The sequence below is a fragment of the Bradyrhizobium archetypum genome, from assembly GCF_013114835.1.
Taxonomy (GTDB): domain Bacteria; phylum Pseudomonadota; class Alphaproteobacteria; order Rhizobiales; family Xanthobacteraceae; genus Bradyrhizobium; species Bradyrhizobium archetypum.
Genome location: NZ_JAAVLW010000001.1, coordinates 18,183 through 37,668 on the forward strand (window position 1 = coordinate 18,183; position 19,486 = coordinate 37,668).

9 protein-coding genes and 7 pseudogenes are annotated in these 19,486 nt (G+C 58.8%); 6 read left to right on the top strand and 10 right to left on the bottom strand.

Annotation, left to right across the window (positions count from 1 at the left end; all coding sequences use genetic code 11):
* Positions 1-394 precede the first annotated feature (394 nt).
* Positions 395-1,076, bottom strand: a pseudogene (locus HCN50_RS00075) (IS701 family transposase); the annotation flags it as partial.
* Between HCN50_RS00075 and HCN50_RS00080 the strand changes: the two are divergent.
* Positions 1,067-1,469 (top strand): annotated as a pseudogene (locus HCN50_RS00080) (transposase); the annotation flags it as partial. The pseudogenes HCN50_RS00075 and HCN50_RS00080 sit on opposite strands and share 10 nt — an antisense overlap.
* A gap of 137 nt (positions 1,470-1,606) precedes the next feature.
* Here HCN50_RS00080 and ald read toward each other — a convergent pair.
* Entirely contained in the window at positions 1,607-2,719 is a 1,113-nt protein-coding gene (gene ald, locus HCN50_RS00085; RefSeq protein WP_171707635.1) for an alanine dehydrogenase, read from the bottom strand.
* 286 nt (positions 2,720-3,005) lie between these two features.
* Here ald and HCN50_RS34615 point away from each other — a divergent pair.
* Both HCN50_RS34615 and HCN50_RS33210 read left to right on the top strand, forming a co-directional pair.
* A pseudogene (locus tag HCN50_RS34615) lies at positions 3,006-3,155 on the top strand (IS701 family transposase); the annotation flags it as partial.
* 78 nt (positions 3,156-3,233) lie between these two features.
* Positions 3,234-3,458, top strand: coding sequence for a transposase (locus HCN50_RS33210; RefSeq protein WP_311966950.1), 225 nt, complete (start codon positions 3,234-3,236; stop codon positions 3,456-3,458).
* Between the two features lie 358 nt (positions 3,459-3,816).
* Here the strand turns inward: HCN50_RS33210 and HCN50_RS33215 are convergent, their stop codons facing one another.
* The 5 genes and pseudogenes from HCN50_RS33215 to HCN50_RS00110 form a co-directional block, all read right to left on the bottom strand.
* Positions 3,817-5,562 (bottom strand): amino acid adenylation domain-containing protein, encoded by a 1,746-nt coding sequence (locus HCN50_RS33215; RefSeq protein WP_311966951.1) that lies wholly within the window; start codon positions 5,560-5,562, stop codon positions 3,817-3,819.
* A gap of 750 nt (positions 5,563-6,312) precedes the next feature.
* A pseudogene (locus HCN50_RS34620) lies at positions 6,313-6,870 on the bottom strand (formyltransferase family protein); the annotation flags it as partial.
* Positions 6,871-7,841: 971 nt separating this feature from the next.
* Positions 7,842-9,680: an ABC transporter ATP-binding protein gene (locus HCN50_RS00105; RefSeq protein WP_171707637.1), complete on the bottom strand. Its 1,839-nt coding sequence runs from the start codon at positions 9,678-9,680 to the stop codon at positions 7,842-7,844.
* A gap of 138 nt (positions 9,681-9,818) precedes the next feature.
* Entirely contained in the window at positions 9,819-9,965 is a 147-nt protein-coding gene (locus HCN50_RS33220) for a transposase domain-containing protein (protein WP_376700233.1), read from the bottom strand.
* Between the two features lie 310 nt (positions 9,966-10,275).
* Positions 10,276-11,463 (bottom strand): TlpA disulfide reductase family protein, encoded by a 1,188-nt coding sequence (locus HCN50_RS00110; protein WP_171707638.1) that lies wholly within the window; start codon positions 11,461-11,463, stop codon positions 10,276-10,278.
* A gap of 1,865 nt (positions 11,464-13,328) precedes the next feature.
* On the opposite strand from HCN50_RS00110, the gene HCN50_RS00115 reads away from it, so the two are divergent.
* The gene (locus HCN50_RS00115; RefSeq protein WP_171707639.1) at positions 13,329-13,511 is read left to right on the top strand and encodes a hypothetical protein; all 183 of its coding nucleotides are present in this window, start codon (positions 13,329-13,331) and stop codon (positions 13,509-13,511) included.
* Between the two features lie 1,229 nt (positions 13,512-14,740).
* The gene (locus HCN50_RS00120; RefSeq protein WP_171707640.1) at positions 14,741-14,935 is read left to right on the top strand and encodes a hypothetical protein; all 195 of its coding nucleotides are present in this window, start codon (positions 14,741-14,743) and stop codon (positions 14,933-14,935) included.
* Positions 14,936-16,214: 1,279 nt separating this feature from the next.
* On the opposite strand, the gene dctA is transcribed toward HCN50_RS00120, so the two are convergent.
* Both dctA and HCN50_RS33225 read right to left on the bottom strand, forming a co-directional pair.
* Positions 16,215-17,537, bottom strand: coding sequence for a C4-dicarboxylate transporter DctA (gene dctA / locus HCN50_RS00125; protein WP_171707641.1), 1,323 nt, complete (start codon positions 17,535-17,537; stop codon positions 16,215-16,217).
* A 355-nt stretch (positions 17,538-17,892) separates the two neighbouring features.
* Positions 17,893-18,094: pseudogene (locus HCN50_RS33225) on the bottom strand (beta-ketoacyl synthase N-terminal-like domain-containing protein); the annotation flags it as partial.
* A 572-nt stretch (positions 18,095-18,666) separates the two neighbouring features.
* On the opposite strand from HCN50_RS33225, the pseudogene HCN50_RS34380 reads away from it, so the two are divergent.
* Positions 18,667-18,812: pseudogene (locus HCN50_RS34380) on the top strand (DUF736 family protein); the annotation flags it as partial.
* Between the two features lie 136 nt (positions 18,813-18,948).
* On the opposite strand, the pseudogene HCN50_RS00135 reads toward HCN50_RS34380, so the two are convergent.
* Positions 18,949-19,249, bottom strand: a pseudogene (locus HCN50_RS00135) (DUF736 domain-containing protein); the annotation flags it as partial.
* Between the last annotated feature and the right edge of the window lie 237 nt (positions 19,250-19,486).

Here is a 19,486-nt window from a genome sequence, read left to right on the forward strand (position 1 = left end):
CTTGCGATAATTGCACGCGACGGTACGAGAAATGTCAGACATCCTTGCAACTGAAGTAATCGCTTCTGCCATATTTGCACTCTCTCGCGTGCAATGCCGGATCTATATGCGACAGTGCTTCACACCGATTCCTGTTACCTAGCGTAATAATCATCGCACTAACGGCAGGAATGGTTGGCACCCGGCGGCGCACGCGAAGCGCGACCTCAAGCCAGCGCATCAGCAGAGTCCCCGATGCCTGCGTAGATTTCATCTAGTCTTACTGCGTCATAATTTTCGAGGCCTACTTCGACTTGAGATCAGTCTGACGCAACAAGGGCATCGAGATAGTGTGGACACGAGAGCCGCGTTCAATCTTCTCCGAACGGTGGCAATTGAATTTGGAACGTGCCGTTCAGGCCGCAATGGCGGATCCCCGCGGTCGATAAGTTCCGGGAATTGCAGCTTCCTTGAACAGCTTGGTGGAGGCTGTTTCTGAGGGGGAATCGTTTCTCGCTCGGAGACCAGAAATCCGTAGGCGGCAATGCACAGTGTTGCGTGGTGGTGGAAGCCACGCCAGCTTCGCCCCTCAAAGTGACCAAGGCCAACTTCCTGTTTGAGTTCATGGTAGTCGCGCTCAATGCGCCAGCGCAGCTTGGCAATATCGACGAGATGGCGGAAGCCAATGTTCGCCGGAAGCGTTGACAACCAATATTTGGTCGGCGCCTCCTCGCCCGCCGGCCAGTCGATCAGTAGCCATTCCTCCGGCCGGCTTTCGGCGAGCCAGTAATCGCGATGTGCCGGACGGACGCGCACACGGGCAAAGCGCGAGGACAACCGTTGCGTCGTACCCTCACGCCACGCGATCTTGTGCCAGGCATGCGCTGGCAGTCCGATCGCAAGCTTCTTGGCCGAAATCGGTCGGTGCTTGCTATCACGCCGCAACAACTTTGGAGGTCGCCCATTCCCCGACCACTTCTTCAGCGGCCGCGGCCCAGTTCCAGAGGCCATACCGACGTTTGTGGGTGAATGCTGGCCACATAGCTCAGGCCAAGTGCGGTAATATTCCCACGCAGAGCGGTGTCGGTATGACGGCCACACGCTCGGCGACGTCATCGAAGCCACCGAGAAGCTCACCGGCTGCGGGATCGAACGCGCCTATGTCGATAAGGGCTATCGCGGCCACACAACCGCCAATCCCCCGACGCGTCTTCATCTCCGGCCAGAAGCGCGGGGTCTTCGGTGTGATCAAACGCGAGCTCCGCCGCCGATCCGCCATCGAGCCCGTGATCGGCCACGTGAAGACCGACAGCCATCTCGGCCGCTGTCACCTCAAAGGCCGCGACGGTGATGCTGCCAACGTCGTCCTCTCCGCCGTCGGCCACAACCTCCGCCTCGTCCTCGCCTGGTTGAGGATGCTGTTGCGCCTAATCCTGATCGCCCTCTGGCGCCGGCTCACCGTCCAAACCGCGATCAAACAGGCTTCTTAACGAACGACGACTTAATCTTCGACTCCCAAGGACAAGTCTAACCACGCTTAGTAGATTGATAGTGTCTCCCCAAAAAAAGGCCACTCCGAAGGAGTGGCCCAAGTCAGGGAGGAAACGCCCTCAACGGGGCTCTGGGATCAGGCCGCAGCCTGTTCGATCGGTGAGAATGGCAGGCCGAGACTCTCGGCCACGGCCCTATAAGTTAGCCGGCCGCGGTGGACATTGAGTCCTGCGCGCAGATGCGGATTTTCGAGCACAGCGGAAAATCCCTTGTTGGCCAGAGCCAAACCAAATGGCAGCGTGGCGTTATTCAGGGCCTGGCTCGAGGTTAGCGGGACAGCTCCGGGCATATTGGCCACACAGTAATGAATGACGCCGTCCACCTCGTACGTTGGATCTTCGTGGGTCGTCGGACGGGATGTCTCGAAGCAGCCGCCCTGATCGATAGCCACATCCACGATCACCGAGCCCTTGCGCATCGAGCTCAACATGCCGCGGCTAACAAGTTTCGGCGCACTCGCCCCGGGAACGAGCACCGCGCCAATGACTACGTCTGCCGCAAATACCTCTTCCTCCACGGCGTCTATTGTCGAGAATCTGGTACGAACACGCCCTTCGAATAGCTCATCCAGCTCCCGAAGCCGGGGTATCGAGCGGTCAATGATGGTGACCTCGGCACCCAAGCCCGCCGCCATCCGTGCCGCATGCGTACCGACGACGCCGCCTCCAATCACCACGATACGGGCCGGCTGAACACCGGGCACGCCACCAATCAACAGCCCCTGCCCGCCTGTATACCGCTTCAGGGCTGCACCGGCCGCCTCGATCGCAAGCCTGCCGGCGACCTCGCTCATCGGCGCAAGCAGCGGAAGGCTGCCACGTGCATCAGTCACGGTTTCGTAGGCGATCGCGGTGCAGCCAGACTTTATGAGGCCCTTAGCCTGCTCGGGGTCCGGCGCCAGATGCAGATAAGTGAAAAGGATCTGATTCTCTCGCAGCTGGGTCCATTCGGGCTGCTGGGGCTCCTTGACCTTTACGATCATCTCGCTCGATGCAAAGACTTCGTGCGCGGAGTCCAGAATCGTTGCGCCGGCCCTGCGATAATTGTCATCTGTCGCGCCAATGCCGGCGCCTGCATTAGTCTCGACTACCACCTTGTGACCGGCCGCCACATATTCACGGACGGCTCCAGGTGTCAGGCCCACGCGATATTCGTGCGTCTTGATTTCCTTGGGAACGCCGACCTTCATTTGCAATCTCCTTAGCTAGACCCTTTCTAGCCGGAAGAGCGATTCAAACCCGCAACGCAGATGGCCAAATGGCGAAGAAATTCAGCGAATTTGACACCATAACGCCGGTTTCCGAACAGTTAGACGCCGACTAGTCTTACTGAGTGTGCGCCGGGAGGCCGGCAAGGAATAGATGGTGAGAGTCCATTACGATGAAGGAGTAGCGACCCACATCGGCCCCAAGCCGTGCGGCAGCGTCCGTGAGGGCGCTGGCGAAGCGTCGGCAGGGGAGCATGCAGGCCAGCCATTGACCAAGCTGCGCTGGCGCATCGAGCGCGACTATCAGGAACTCAAGCAGGAAGTCGGGCTTGGCCATTACGAGGGACGCGGCTGGCGCGGTTTCCACCACCACGCGACGCCATGCATCGCAGCCTACGGATTTTTGATCTCCGAGAGGGAGACGATTCCCCCCTCAGAACCTGCTACCGCCGCCCTCTTCCCGGAATTTGCCGAGCTCGCCGAGATCATCGAGAGCGTGCCGGGGCTTGGCAAGATCACGTCGGCTGGACTAGTCGCGGCGATGCCGGAACTCGGCCAGGTGAGCGACAATGTCGCCGCTGCCCTGCTGGAGGTGGCTCCTTACGATGACGACAGCGGTCAGCGGCGGTGCGACCGCCACATCCAGGGCGGCCGCCGCAAAATCCGCAACCTCTTCTACATGGCCTGTCTCGGAGCTGCCACACGGCAAGGCCTTCGATGATCGCCTGATCGCCAAGGGGAAGGAGCCGAAGGTTGCGCTGACCGCCTGTATGCGCAAGCTCATCTGCGTCCTCAACACCATGATTGCATGGCGTCAGAAATGGGATGCGACCCGCGACAAACTGAGCGACTCCGCTCGGCTCCTGCCGAGCGCATGCCCGGCCTGAAGACCTGCGAGCGGACGGAGTCAAGGCCGTTAGCTGCCGGAGGCGGTGGCGCAGCGCCGGCCTTGAGCCCGGCCGATCACAGGTCTAGTTCAACACAGTTGCTCCCTGCACCACCACCACAGCGCCGCGCGCCGACAGGTGCTCAGTGAGCCGCGCCACGATCTCACCTGGCGATCCGCAAGCCGCGGATCTTCACCTGGTCGTCGTTGCGGCCAAAAGCTCCAAATTCCCGTCCGGCAGATACCGCACCAGGTCGCCGGTCCGGTACATCCGCGCCCCCGCCTCATTGCTGAACGGATCGGCCACAACCCGCTCCACCGTCAGCTGAGGTCGGTTCAGATAGCCACGCGCCACCCCCGCGCCGCCAATGTAAAGCTCCCCCACGGCCCCAAACGGAACGGGTTCACCATGACTATCAAGCAGGTAAACTCGCGTGTTCGCGATCGGACGACCAATGGGAGGCAATCGCGGCCAACATGCCGGGTCAGCCACAAGATGGTGCTCCGTAACGACGTGGGTTTCTGTAGGCCCATACTGATTGATCAACCTCGCCCTTGGGTGCAATTCGAAGAACGACCTGAGCATTGGGGTGACCCGCAATTGCTCACCCGCTGTATAGATCTCCCTCAGAGAGGGTAGCAGCACTCCCTTAGCGCCCCAGACCTCGACAAAATGATTCAACGCGACGAATGGGAGGAAAAGGCGTTCGATCGCTTCACCCCACACAAATTCCAGCAAGGCGGAGAAGTCCGCACGTGTGTCTTCCTGCACGAGCACGAGCAGCCCTCCGTCCCTCCAGCAACTGAACAATTCCTGGAACGACACGTCGAAGTTCAGAGTCGTGAACTGAAGCGTGCGTCGTTTGGGCGCGCCAAGCTCCGGTGAGGACCAGAGCAAATTCATCAGTGAGCCGTGGGACATTTCGACGCCTTTGGGAGTGCCTGATGATTCCAAGGTGTAGATCACATAGGCGAGATGGCGCGAGGTCAGACCAAGCGCGCGCGCATCCGGATTCGAGGCCGGCAGATTTGCCCAAGGCGGTGTCGCCGTCGCGAGATCGACCACCGTCAGATCGACGCCCACATCACCAAGCGCGACGTGCCCCGCCGCATCAGCCAGCACCAGCTGCGGCGCCGCATCCTCAAGAACCTGCCGCAGCCGCGCGGGCGGATAAGCCGGATCGAGCGGCAAATACGCGCCCCCTGCCTTGAGGATCGCAAGCAGCCCCACCACCATCGCCACGCTGCGCTGAAGGCAGATCGCGACCGGCTGATCCGGCTTCACCCCTAGCGCGATCAGATGATGTGCGAGCCGGTTCGCGTGCGCATTGAGATCGCCATAGCTTAAGTGCTCGCCCGCATAGGTCACCGCCATCGCATCCGGCGCCTGGCGCACCTGCGCCTCAAACAGCTCATGGACGCACCGCTCCGACGGATAGGGCGCCGCCGTCCGGTTCAGCTCCTCCAAGAGGTATGCGCGCTCCTCGGACGAAAGCAGCTCAATTCGCCCCACCGGCTGCTGCGCATCGGCTATCACAGCACACAACAAGTTTTGCAAATGCTGCGTCATGCAGTCGATCTGCTTGGGCGCCAAGCGACTGGCATCAAAGCGCCACCGAAAGCTCCCATGGAGAGCGCTAACTTCAAACGTCAGCGAATCACCGGAAAGCGCTGTCTCAGAATTCGGGCTTGAAGGTAAATCACCAGCGGCAGAACAGCTATTTGTGGTCACCGTCACGCCAATCGGCCAAGGTCGGCGCGATTGTAGCGCCTCCTTGCCGCGCAACGTCGGAGAGCGCGCGATAAGATCCCGCGGAAAACTATCGTTCTCCTTCAGATCCGCGCATTCGGCCGCGACCGCCCTGCGTACTCCTGCAAAATCACGACCGAGATCGATGGTCATTTGCATCGGCACGACAGGGGCGACAAGCACCTCCACCGCCCTCATTCCGCCTCGCGATCCATTCGTTGCGGGAGTCCACCCCAATTGAAGCTCTGATTCTCCCGTGATGCGGGCGAGATAGATCAGGCAAGCACTCAGCAAGTACTCAGTGCGATCAGCTGGCGACAACTCGGCCAAAGCACTTGGAAAGAGCCAGGAACTCGACTGCCATCTCGGGGTAGCCACAGCTTCTGAAGACGACAGAAATGGAAGCTGCAATGTCTTACACTGCTCAAGCCGCTGCCGCCAAAACTTCTCCCGAGGCGCCAATATTCCATGGGCAACGGTTATGCTCCGCGCCTCCTCATCGCTCAAAATCGGGAGGCGATCGCCTACATTCAGACCGGACTGCCTCGCGAGCGTCCGTGCATCCAGAGTCAGACCGTCTGAGCTGGCAAACCAAACATCAACATCCTCTGTCCTTGTCGCCACACGCCAGTTGCTGCGGTGGATGTCAACCAGGGCCCCTGCCGGCAGGCCGCAGCGTCCAGCAGATACCTCCAAGCGCCTGACTGCGACAACATCATCGCCCAGGAGCGCCTTGGGCAGACACCACGGATTGAAATGATATGGCCCATAGTCTAAGGGGCGTGTGATCGCTGAGATGTCTTGCGCGGATCGATTCCATCGCAGACAGCCCGCAGCATCCGGGTATCGACGCCTCGGAAACACACTTCCATGCGCTAGCGCCTGCGGACCAGCATGGAGCTCTCCATTCGTTAAGTCAGCTAGAAGCTCTCGGAAAGCTTCGACAGCGGCTTCATGACATTTGAGGTTCAGGGTCAACGCCGTATCGGTTGACGCAATAGAAACTTGGCGCTCAACCACCAACTCGCCCGGATTAATACCATTATTGCCACGATGCCACGCGACGTCATAGTCGGTCTCTTGGGCTTGCCGCGCCCAAGACACCGAATGAGCTCCCACATATCGCGGCAAGGGACCGTCTTGATAAATGAAAGCGCCTTCACGGACTCGGGCAAACACATCCGGTGGCAATATGAATGGATTTCCGACGGAGAATATCCACTCTACCGGATCGGCATTCATTAACGCGGAGAGCTCTTCAACATTCTCTACGCACAAGATATTGGCGCGAGCAGCCCAATCCCGGAATATGGCGTCCGCGCATAGCGCCGCGCAGACGACATGACCCATCTTACCTACTAGCTGAGCACATCTGATAGCTAGAGTACCACCACCAACAAAGATGCTGGAGCGAATTGATGCGGCTGCAGGTAGTTGGCCATCCCAATCGCCCGATTTCCAAGCGCCTGCGAGCACCGAAGCAGACCAATGTGCCATGTTTAGCTACTCCATACTGTAGGTTGGGGAATTATCGCCGTATGCGCCGCACCACATCGCGACTTAATCCGGTCACACTGGTTTGCATTCGCTCGGGAGTAACAGGGTTGAACGCTAGTCAAAGCCGGCCATTGAGAGGTATCCAGCGCGATCAACACAGTGGCCCCCGTGATGGAAACGGCAAAGCTTCACTTGATGAAGGTGCACTCAACAGTGCAGCCCTCATGACGTGGATTTGGATCAGTCAAGCAAGCTTCATCTGTCTCCGGAGGCGGGCAGCTGCGGGATCGCCATGATCGCAACAGATCTTTCACCGTCTCCCAGCAATCAGCGTGCCACCCAAAACATTGAGCAGGCCTGCTTGAAAAGGAACAACTCCATGCACTTCGCGCCGAGGCGGAGAATACTTAAGTATTGGTGTCGAGTTGCGGACAGAACGTCCTCAACTGGACATGGCTGAACACGACATACAGGTAATCAGATGACGAACGTGACCTCTTGAGGCGAACTTGCACGTCTGCTTAAGGATGACGCTCAACGGATGACGAGGTCCCTTCGGTTTTTGACGACAATCTTGTCTTGAAAGGTTTCTCGTAATGAGCGCCTGAACATCAGATCCGCCGCTAAAACCCTTATCCAAGTGGCGCAATTCAAAATCGCCAGGCGGGATCTTGAGCAATTCACTGTCCTGAAACAGTCGCACAAAAGTCGAAAATAGCCTTGGTCAACCCTGCCAATTTTATCCGACAGTACATTCACATCGCGCTTGAGGACGAACGAATAGCTTCTTTTCGTTTGGTCATAACACTCGCCAGCAAAAAGGCCCTCTCCGATGTCCTTCATTAGGCTATTGCCGCTTTCGAGACGTTCTCCCTCAAAGACAATCCATCCTACAGCTTCGCGATGATTATCGATGCAATGCCGGAGGGCTGACCGGCGCGATGCCAATCAGCTACAGAAGGTAAATAGCGCTAAGGCTTCGAGGATGCGGCCACCCATGCTTTAGTCTGGCCTGCCGCCGAGATCTGACCGAACTCGATGGCCTGCCGCTCGAACAGCCCGCGATAAACGCCGCCCGGCCACGCGATCAGCGCGGCGTGGGTGCCCTGCTCGACGATCTCGCCGCGGTCGAACACCAGGATTCGATCGAGGCTGCGCACCGTCGACAGCCGGTGTGCGATCACGATCGAGGTTCGTCCCTTCATCAGCCGCTCCATCGCCTGCTGGATCAGCGCCTCCGATTCCGAATCGAGACTGGAGGTCGCCTCGTCCAGGATCAGGACCGGTGCATCCGCCAGGAACGCGCGCGCCAGCGCGACACGCTGCCGCTCGCCGCCCGACAGCTTTACGCCGCGCTCGCCCACCAGCGTGCCGTAGCCCTTCGGCAGGTGCAGGATGAAGTCATGCGCATTCGCGAGCCGTGCCGCTTGCTCGATTGCCGCCATGCTGGCGCCGGGCCGGCCATAGGCGATGTTCTCTGCCAGGGAGCGGTGAAACAAGATTGGCTCCTGCTGCACAATCGCGATTTGGCTGCGCAACGATTGCTGCGTCGCTTTCGCGATATCCTGGCCGTCGATCAGGATACGGCCGCCAGAGACGTCGTAGAGCCGCTGCACCAGCTTGACGAACGTGGTCTTGCCGGAGCCGGAACGGCCGACCAGACCGACCCGCTCGCCGGCGCGGACGGCAATCGACAATCCCTCGTAGAGCGGCGCGCGATGCCCGCGATAAAGGAAAGTCACGTCCTCGAAGATGATCATTCCGCCCTGAATGTCGATCGGCTTGGCGTCGGGCGCATCGGCAATGCCGATCGGCTCACCATGGATGGTGACAAGCTCCTCCATGTCGTTCACCGAACGCTGCAGATTATTGATGTGCATGCCGACGTCGCGCAGGTAGGCGTGGATGACGTAATAGCTTGTCAGCACATAGGTGACGTCTCCCGGCGAGGCGCGGCCGGCGATCCACAGCAGGATCGCGCCGCCGATCACGGAAGCGCGGAAGCACAGCAGCATCACTAGCTGCACTGTGCTGCTGGCATTGTAGCGCAGCCAGCTGCGCATTAGCCGCTTCCGCCAGCGGCTGACGACACGGTCAAGCCGAGCATCCTCACGCGCCTCCGCGCCGAAGGATTTCACCACAGCATTGCAGGTGAGCGAGTCCGCCAGCGTGCCGCCGAGCCTGGTGTCCCAACTGTTGGAGACGCGCGCTGCCGGCGCGATGTAGCCGATCGTGAATGCCATAGTCATCGCGACATAGATCACCGCGCCGAGGCCGATCACCCCGCCGAGGATCGGCCAACGCAGACCGAGCAGAATCATCGAGCCCACGAGCACGGCCAGGGACGGCAACAACGCCATCAGGATCGTGTTGTTGAGCAGGTCGAGCGCCCACATGCCGCGCGTGATCTTGCGCACGGTGGAGCCGGCGAAAGAGTTGGCGTGCCAGTCAGTCGAGAACCGCTGCACTCGCATGAAGGCCTCGCGCGCCACATCCGACATCGTCTTCAGCGTGAACGGCACGATCGCCCGCAAGCCCGTAAACCGGAGTATGATCGAGAGCAGACCAAGCGCGAGGATGCCGCCGAATGCGACGAACGCCGCCTGCCGTGCTGCCTGGTCGGACGCACCTGACGTCAGCGCGTCGACCAAGTGGCCGGAATAGACCGGCATAAACAAGTCAGCGACCGTCGCGCCTAAGAAGCCGAGGAGGACGATCGTGACGCGGACGGGCTGCCTCAGCCAGTGACGGAACATGAACGGGATCACCACGCCGATTGCGGTGGGTGGTTTGTCATCTGCAACGATCATGGCGCCAGCAGTTTCTGCCACGCGCGGCGTAAGACCCTTTCGATCAAGACGCGATGTGCCCAACTGCTTGGCGCTACCCTCCGAGGCGACGCAATAATGCCCGGAGTTTGGGGGCTGCGATCGAAATCTTCTGCCCATTCATCCCCTCTTTGCATAAGCGTAGCTGAATCCTTTCAAGGTTTGAGGGTTCCTCAAGCTGAGAGCATCGATCTGAGACATCGGCCAGCCCTGCGCGATCCGTTCGATAGTTACTGTGAGCCAGGCATGCGGATCGGCGTGGTTCATCGTCGCCCGTCTGCAGAATCATGTTGATGGCCGCGTAAGTCCGGCCGCCGCCATGGCTGTACGCAAGGATGCATTTTGGTGACGAAGGAGTCGTTCAGCATTTTCGCGTAGACGTTAAGACCGTCAGAGTATTTGCGTCATGGGATGACGGCGCGGCTTTACCTACAAGATCACGTCCGCCTCGATCCGGCCGGAGGTCATCGCAATTTGAACTCGAACCTGCGCAAACGATCCAGCGCTGTGCTCGATGATCTTTAGTTGCCACTGGCCCGCCGGAGAAATGGACGAATTGGCCAATGAGCAATTCCGACTACGATTCTTTTTCAGGCTTCCTCTTCCGGCGCCTGCGCTTTGATTCTTTCGGAAACCCGTCTTGCGGAGTCGCACAAAGTGCTCCGTAGCAAGCCTTCTCACCCTTGTAGTTGGCAAGCGCTTGAACCAACAGCGACATAACCTGCTGTTTCAGTTTGTCGGGGATAGGCTTAGGACCGTCCAACGACTTCAGCGCCACGTCGACTAACTCGATCGCGCGATCCTTGTTGCCGCTCTCATAATAATATTGAGCGACCGCCCCATAGGACAGGAACTTGGAGCCGTCGCCGCGTTGCGGAGGATTCAGTGCCAGGATGTGTTCAGACAACTCCTTACCCATCGCAAAGCGCTCGGCAGGCGGGAAGTGAGAGTTGTCATTCGCCGGATCGAAGAGTTGGCGCATCGCCCCGGCCATCCACAGCTCGGATTTTTCATCGATCGCATCGCGAACCAATTGGCGCATGACTGGCAAGCCGGTCTGCAAGTCGCGCATTTTGTGAAGCAACAGATCCGCATGGAGCACGCGGAAGTTGACGTCGTCCGGCATCACAGCGACGGCCTCCTCGACCGCCGAAAGCGCCGTCGCCCAATCGTCGGCCTCCATCGCTGGCCGAAGTTTGGCGTAGATCGGCTTAGTCAACGCTCTCTTGCGCGTCATTTCGCGCATTGTGCGTTCGCCTTCGACGACCCGTTCTGTATCGGCGGCTCTAGCTTCATCGCTGGTGCGCCAGCCGCCGTTAAGAATTTTCGGCAGAACGTCATCGAGTTGCGTCGGAAAACCGATAAAGGCGATGTGGCCATCACGGTCGACGACGAACGAGGTGGGAATCCCGACAGAAAAGCTCGGATCCATCCAAAGCTTGTTCATTTCGCCTGTGTAGTCGAACCCGATCCGGTAGTTGAGATTCGAGAAGTTTTCGGTCAACCATGCGTCCAAGTTGGTTCGGGCCTCGTCCGCCGTTCGAGCTCGTTCACAAGCTGCGACTCCGAGGACCTCAACTCCGCTGTCTTTGTGTCTCTCTTGCAGCTGCACCAGATGGGGCATCGCCGCCACACACGGTTTGCACCAAGTTGCCCAAAATTCGACGATGTACACTTTTCCCGGCTGAAAGGTCGTGAGGGGCTGGCCACGCAGCCAGTTCTCCACCTTGATCGGAGGAGCTGGGGACTCCATGCGCAGCACCATGTTGTTCTCCATAACTTTGCCAAACGTTGCGCGACTTTTTGCGCCGGCTTATCTCTCTCTCAGAACGGGGCACACGGGTTCAAGGGAAGGAGCATCGCTCGTTTTGCGCTCTGGATGCACTCAGCCCTGACTCAGTGTTGCTGGATCTCAACAGCAACAGCCGTGCCATCTTCGTCAGCGCGCATTAAGCGTCTGACTACGCTTTGAAAAAACTCCACGGCGCCCAAGCCGACCGCTGTTCTGAACTTGACGGGCTTTGTGCCGCTGTCAGGTGTTGGACACGAATTGCGCCCTTCGCGCTGCCAGAAAAGCCGATTTGATGTTGTGAGTCACCGAACGAAAACTTGCTAACCCCTCTCCCTGCCCGACAGGATTAGAAGGCGAGCGATGCTGTAGATCGGAGTCGAAAAGCCAAGGCCGTGGACCGGCGACGCGTGTTCGTGTCTATGACGACGGAACATTCGCGGGGCACTGCAGCGGGTGCTGCTTGTCGGTGCGCCTTAAAACTGCCAGTGCTCGCCATCGCACCAAGCAGTTCCTGCACCACACACAGGCTAGTACTCCGATCAGTTTTGCTGTCCAGTCGCGGGTACGGGGGTTACCTGACACTCCTATCCCGTTCTAAACTCATTGCCTCCGTATCGAAAAATATATCGCCGCTCGCCTCGATGCGGGTTTATGAGGGCGTTCATCTCACAATTTTCTGACAGGAGACCCGGCTGGGCCCCCACCCCGCTGGCCCCATGAACACTCTCGTCCTAGCGCAAGCCCTGCGGATCGCCATACCGCCGATCGTCGGCTTCATAGTGCAGACCATCGAGAACATGTCGATTGCTCCGCCTACAGTTCGAGAATAAACGTCCCGATCGATCCTGCGCGCTAGATTGTCCGTAGCGAGGCCAGTTCCCCTCTGTCAATCAAAGTCAGGCAACGGCAGGCGTCAGCGGCTTCTCGCTGACGGCACTTCGCGGCAAGCGCCTAGGTAGAGCGCCTTGATTTCGTCTTGGTTGCGCAATTCGGTCGAAGGGCTGGATAGCCCGGTCACAAGAACGACCGCATGGTCGGAGCGTACCGCGACCGTTCGACTACCGTTCAGCTACCAGGATCGAGAGGCCTGTTGAGCAGATTCCGGACGATTTTTTCCTCAAAAACACCTATTATCGAGTTATCGACAAACCAAGTGCCTCTTGGCTTTAAGCCGTGAGTTCGGTGTTCTTATTGCCCTGCGTGGGCCAGTGTTGGCTTAGCGGAGTCGATCATGCCCCCAACTAACCCAATCATTCAGGAGTCGCCCGGAATTCGATTTTCAAGGATCGTCAGTTTTCTCTACGGATCGGCCGCGGACATCGCTTTCTTCATCACAATTCTATGTGCTCTCGGTTTCGCGAGCGGTTTACTCGTGCCGAAGACGATCGACACGAGCCGGCAGACATGCATGGAATCGCTTGCCGTAGAGGGGTCGGATGGCTCCGTTTGCCATGCAACACAGCGTCTTAACGCGCAAGCGCTTCAAAGACTCCTGGACACAATAAGTGCCGAAGCGCATTGAACGAAGTACTTATTCGCTGCAAGCCTCACCCAATCTGGTAGTGGCATCCGGCAGGCCGAGCAAGCTATGGCGCGGTGACGGCAGTGACAGTTTCACGTCGGCTGAATGGTCGTGTTCACAAGCACGTTTCTGATCGATCATTTCGAAGTGTTCGGATTATATCAAGTAGCACCCGATCTCGCTAGCCGCGCAAGCCAGCGCCGCATTTCGCACCCCGCTACACCACAGATTTGTGCGGCATCTCATCTATTCGGCTTTATCATCGCGTCTGAGCTGCGCCCGTCAGACGATCGGGTATCTGCTATTTGCAGCCGTGATGACCACTTACATCTTTGTCGGCATCTTCTCAATCATCAAGCAGTCTTCTGCGGCTAACGCGGTCGTCGGCGTTGGTGACAAATATGTCCCGCGGGAGATAGAGCCTCTCGCGAACGGCTGTGCCGCCGAGAGAACTGCCATTCCACCAAACCGTGATGTGCGCCTGCATTGGTTTCCTTGAGCTCTGCCACCGCCAAAACCAACCGGTTCGCTGCACGGCGTCCATTCGGACACATGGAAGAACGACGGGCTTATCGACCGGGCAATCAAGGCAAGGTCCGAGCGCGGCGCGAAGGTAGCCTAAAGGGCCTTTTCGATCGTGACGAGTCCGGGATGTTCAGCTCGCTGATCACGAGCATGGGAAGCGTGTCGCGAGGACGGAGCGAAGGCCTGGTCCCACTCGTGGAGCTCAAATTCGAGGGCTGCGGGGTTCGAGAAGACAGCGTCAAGGGCGTTCTTTTCCGAAATGATGCCGCTCGAGAGCATAACTTTATCTCAGAGGATGTGTCGAGCGATCTCACGAGAATCTGCAGACACTTGAGCGTGGCGAGTGAAGGACCAGTCAAGCCGCATTTCAAGCGGCAGGATGAGACGAGAAGGTTCTCAGCCTAAACAAATGACAATCTTAAAAGGTGCTTAGCCGAACTTGAAAATTGGCTGAGGCGGTCCAACTAGAAGCTAGACGCCACCTATCTCGGCGACTTCCTGATCGGGTCTGATCTGAGCCCCGCGCGCACTTGCGACAAGGATACGATCCCCGCGCGCGATCAGATCCTCGGTCAGTTCGCCGAAATTCCTGATCCCCTTTGGATCGCCGAAGTCGCCGCCGGCTCACCGGAGCGGCAAAGGGCAACGCCGCCGACATGCCTAGGCTTACGAGAGAGCGCCTCCGCACGCATCGCGGCGCCTAGAACTCGATCGCTTCACCGAGCGCGATCCGTCGTCAGAACTGAGGCTGGCGCAGCATGTTTGCATGAGCGGATCGTCCGTATCGGGAATTGCTCACGAACCCGAGCGAAAAGCATCCATCGCGTGGGCCAATAGTATGCCGATGCTCAAAAGAATAAGAGTCCCGACAAGAGCCGAATACATATGCCACCTCCATTCCCACGTCCTTTGAACTGCGCGACCGCTTACACGTCAAATTATTTCCTGAGCACGAACTGGGATCGCAGCCAACTGATGAGTCTGAGCCACAGCGGCTAGCTGGCAACATGTGGAACGATCAAAGGTAGAAGCTGTAAAACCCAGCTGTTCTGTTCAAACCGACGTGATAGGCGTAGCGCGGGTGACCGAAAACGCGTGTGGCTAATGTGCAACGGATACTTGGTTTCTGGCGGGAATGTCCGAAACGAACGCTCCGGCCCTTGAGATGCCTGTAGCATCTGCGCGCAAGAATTGGGGTGGCGGATGAACTTTTCAAGCTCGAAAGATGAGAGCTTATTGTCTCTTTGGGAAAGTGTGCGGCGGCAAATGTTGGCCGGTCGCGCGAACGCCGGACGTTGCCGCTTGGTTGGTAACAATCTGCGCACCTATGCTGAATTGCTTCGTTCGGAAATGGACCGGCGGGAGCTGAACTACAACCCGATTAATTGGTCTGAATAGGCCGCTCCTGCGGCATATTGATGAAAGACCTGCAGAAGCACTTGAAAAAGCTCCGCACTGATGCAGCCGAATGAAAATTGATCAGCGATCTGGCGACTGGCCTGGAAAAAGCGAGAGCTGTTCGCACGGCTTACGGATAACTTGAGTTCTGGCGTCCGAGCTCGAGCACGCCATATCTGCGAGAGTCTCCAGCACGGAGCCGGAGCAAAGAAGGTCGCATGATGCCCAAGGATCGGCTCTGGGTTCACGACAGCCGCACTTATGTGAAATTGAAGAGGCCACTAAGCTGACGCACGATTTTGCCTCTATTGCTGCCGAGATTGTCCATGATTAGACGTCGCCGGGACGAAGCGTCGGAAGGAGAGCTTCCTCGACGTAGAGGCGGAAACTGTCGCCATCCTTCGGGTCCTCGAGGAATCATGGCACCTCGATCCGGTCGTGCTGCAATGCGCCAGGAAGTCATGGTTTTCCAGCGCCGTTGCTATCACCTTTTTCTTTGAAGCTGAGCTTCTCGGCGTGGACGAACCCACTAAACGATAATCAGCCTTCCCGCGATTAGCGAGCTCGGCGACCAATCCGCGCAAGGTGAAGTCCACTTGATTCGTCCTAAAACCCAGACACGGTGTTCGCCGGAAATCACCTTCGGCCCGTGGCCGCCTATCCTGCTGGGCGCGAAGCTGCCGGTCTCCGACGCCGTCGCACCATCCAACGGCCGTGCTGACCGCAACACCGAACTGTTTAGCCGCCGCGTTGCAGGGCAATCCGCCGGGAACAACTTACAACGACCCGCTTCCATATCCTCGAGTAGCTTGCCTATCCATGCTGGCCTTCAAGCCGAGCCCTCATGGTAAAACCAGAATTCTCCTGATTTGAGAACCCGCGATTTAAGCTGCCCTCATCACGCTTTAGATTAGTCCGTCCGCGGCTTTGTTCCACGGCTTCTTTAGACCCCCTTCGAGATGGCGTCGCTGCACTTCGCTAAAACTTTCCCTCATGCGGTTGAATAGATGGCTTCCACTTTCAAGCAGTCGTTCATAGTCGGCACGCATGAGAAACCGCCCGGGAAACCGGGGATTTCTTCCCCTCGTCTAACGGGCAGCCTTTTAGACGTTATTCCGGGCGCTCAAGAAGCGAGCGAACCGTCAATCCAGAGATCGCGGCGAGAGATTCCCGGGTGCGCAATCCAAATCGGCTGCTGCCGACTTGCCCCACTAAGACTCGGGAATTCGGGTACGCCCGAGTTCGACGTGCCGTGGAATGACGGATAGAATGCAGCCGCCTACCCCGTCGTCTTCGAGGTCTCGCTCTCGGTGGGATCGATTTTCTGGTTAAGCCGCGCATGCAGCGTGGCCTGGTCGAGTTCGCCCTCCCACCAGGACACTAATACCGCGGCAATACCGTTGCCCGTGATATTAGTAAGGGCGCGCACCTCGCTCATGAATTTGTCGATCGAGAACACGATTGCCATGCCCGGCACCAACGCCGGATTAACCACTGAAAGCGTCGCCGCGAGCGTGATGAAGCCGGCCCCGGTGATACCACTTGCGCCTTTCGAGGTCAGCATCGCCACGACGAGAATGGTCAGCTGCTGGCCGAAGCTGAGATCGACCCCGAGCGCCTGAGCGATAAACAGCGTTGCCAAGGTCATGTAGACGTTGGTGCCATCGAGGTTGAAGGAGTAGCCGGTCGGCACCACGAGGCCGACCACGGGCTTGGAGCAGCCCAGCCGCTCGAGCTTCTTCATCAATTGCGGCAGCGCGCTTTCAGAGGACGAGGTGCCGAGCACAAGCAAGAGCTCGTCCTTGATATAAGCGATAAACTTAAAGATCGAAAAGCCAACGAAGCGCGCGATCAGACCGAGCACGACCACCACGAACAGCGCGGCCGTGGCATAGAACAAGGCGATAAGACCGATCAGATTGCCGAGCGCCGACGGTCCGAACTTACCAATCGTGAAGGCCATGGCACCAAACGCGCCGATCGGCGCTGCTTTCATGATAATGGCGATGACGCCGAACACCGCGTGCGCCGTGTCGTCAATTATGCCGCGCAACTTCTCGCCGCGCTCACCAAGGGCCATCAGCGAGAAACCGAACAGGATCGCAAACAAGAGCACCTGCAGGATATCGCCGCGCGCCAGCGCGCCGACCACGCTGTCGGGAATGATATTGAGGATGAAATCGACGCTTTTCGAGGCTTCCGCCTGCTTCACGTAGTTGGCGACGGCTGCGGCATCGGGCTTGGCCGCAAGGCCGTGGCCGATCTGAAAAAGATTGCCCATCACTAGGCCGAGCACCAAGGCAAAGGTGGAGACGATCTCGAAATAGACCAGAGCCTTGAGGCCGACCCGGCCGACCTTTTTCGCATCCTGGATGTGCGCGATGCCCGAGACTACGGTGCAGAAGATGATCGGCGCGATCACCATCTTTATTAGCTTAATGAAGCCGTCACCGAGCGCCTTGACCCAGTCGTTAGTGGCGAGCGACGGCCACAGCCAACCGACGAGGACGCCAATCAGAATCGCGATCAGCACCTGAACGTAGAGGATTTTGTACCAAGTTCGCGACGCCCGCGCGGTCGCCGCAGTTGCGATGGTGGTCATGACGCTCCTTCCCATACGAACTCGAACACCGAGCCGTCGCGCGTTGAGAGGCGACGGCATCAGACGAGCCTTTCATGCCAGCCGTGTGCGATTGAAGACGGCAATGTCGGAAATCCGACAGCCTGCAGCGTGATTCCAAAGGCAGGCTGGCTGTTACGTGTGTTTTCTCTCGTTAAGCAAGACGCGCACCACGCGCGAATCCATGCGGCCGTTCAACCCGCCAGACGGTGAACCGACAGTCTCCTGACTAGCTTGGCCGAATGCCAAAAACCGTTCGTGCCACCGAAGGAAGAGACGTTGTTCAGCGCCACGCGCACCTTGCGCTGGCGCAGCACATTGGACATGGCGTCGAGATCGGCGGGCTGCTTGCGGTCGATGTCATGCTCCGATAGCGCCTTGAGGTCGGCGCCGATCCTGACCTTCAGCTCGTAAAGCTCGGAATTGACGATCGGGCCGATGGCGGAGCGGCCTTCGCGCATCTCTTTCCAGCTGGAGGCGGCGCAGGTGCCTAAGCCGCACAGCCCGCCCATTCCGGTAATGACAACGCGCCTCCCCATTCAGGCCTTCTTAGCGTGCAAGCCGTGGACAGCTTCAACCATGTCGCCGATATGCTCAAGAGTCGACCACGCATCATCCGTGTTCATCTCGATCTGCATGCAGTTGGACTGGTCCAGGTCGTAGATGAGGTCGTCAACTCCGGCGACTGGATGCCACGCAAGGTAAGTTCCGTGTCGATCGTTGTCTCGACGCCGCCCGCGGGTATTCCTTGGTTTTGGCGATGATTTCCATCGCAAGTTTGATCTGCCATCCTGTTGCTTCCATCAGGCGCCTCGACGCGAACGCGACGCCGTTCCTCAGCCGAGCCGCGTCGCCGATAGAAGCAGTGACGTAATCGGTTGGGTCAAGTGCTGTTGCCAATGCAACATTCCGCAACATTGGTAAAATTGATTTTTTGGATGGTAAGCATCCACGCTCCGTATCATTTCCTCGCGCAGGACAAGAAAGTCGCACCCTGGCCGCCCTCGACAGCGGCCGGCCCCTTCGGGTGCCAGTCGACCGCCTCCGGTCTGCCGCCAGCCATCGGGGCCGCGATGGGCGCGGCCCAGGAAAGTGAAAACAAGACACGATAATGGCGACCATCGGCACCTTCACCTCGAATGGCAATGGCTTTTCCGGCTCGATTCGCACCCTCGCTCTAAAGCCAAGGCCAAGCTGGTCCGCGTCGAGAACCCCTCTGAAGGCCCGCACTTCCGCATCTTGGGGGCTAATGCCGATCATGCGTAGCGTGGGATTATGCGGAGTCGTTGGCTGTTAGTCCCGGTTTTCGAGGTCTTTTGTCGCTGTGCCGCTCCGCATAACGGGCTGCCCTCCGCGGTGCCTCGCCTGTTGCGAGGCACCGCGGTGTCGGCCAGCGCGACCAGATCAGCGCAAAGTCGCCATCGTCGCCTTCGAAGAGGTTGGCGTAGATGGGCGCGGTGAAGGACCGATCGTCGAGCTTAACCGAGTAGTAGGTGCGGTTGTTCTTCGAGGTCCGGCGCCAAGCGGCAACGATCTCGACCCCGGAGACGATCACGCGCAGGTAATGGCGCCTTGTCGCTGGTGGAGACGGGCTCGCTGGGGACAACGCGCGCCTTGGCGTCGATCGCAAGCGTCTTGATGGTGCCGGTGTAGGTGCCATCGTTGCTGCGGGTGAACGAGCCGATCTGGGACATGGTGGATCTCCTGTGCTGTGTTCAAGCAGGCGACCATCGCGGCCTTGTGGCGATCTTGAGCCCCGGGGCGGCCGACCCGCACCGTCAGGCCGCCGCACATGCGGAGGACGGCGTGCGGCGATCTTGTTGCTGCGCGAGGAGCGGCGCAGCCGCGTGCAAGAAGATCGCCGGCACGCTATTGCGGGGAACAGGCCGTCTCGCAGACCACATCTCGGGGTCCGCCCAGCAGGGCCCGTC

Excerpts from the sequence above, each read along its gene's own strand:
- dctA (WP_171707641.1), bottom strand. The coding sequence starts at position 17,537 with ATGACCACCATCGCAACTGCGGCGACCGCGCGGGCGTCGCGAACTTGG.
- HCN50_RS00115 (WP_171707639.1), top strand. The coding sequence starts at position 13,329 with ATGACCACTTACATCTTTGTCGGCATCTTCTCAATCATCAAGCAGTCT.
- HCN50_RS00120 (WP_171707640.1), top strand. The coding sequence starts at position 14,741 with ATGAACTTTTCAAGCTCGAAAGATGAGAGCTTATTGTCTCTTTGGGAA.
- HCN50_RS00110 (WP_171707638.1), bottom strand. The coding sequence starts at position 11,463 with ATGGTGCTGCGCATGGAGTCCCCAGCTCCTCCGATCAAGGTGGAGAAC.
- HCN50_RS33220 (WP_376700233.1), bottom strand. The coding sequence starts at position 9,965 with ATGAACCACGCCGATCCGCATGCCTGGCTCACAGTAACTATCGAACGG.
- HCN50_RS00105 (WP_171707637.1), bottom strand. The coding sequence starts at position 9,680 with ATGATCGTTGCAGATGACAAACCACCCACCGCAATCGGCGTGGTGATC.
- ald (WP_171707635.1), bottom strand. The coding sequence starts at position 2,719 with ATGAAGGTCGGCGTTCCCAAGGAAATCAAGACGCACGAATATCGCGTG.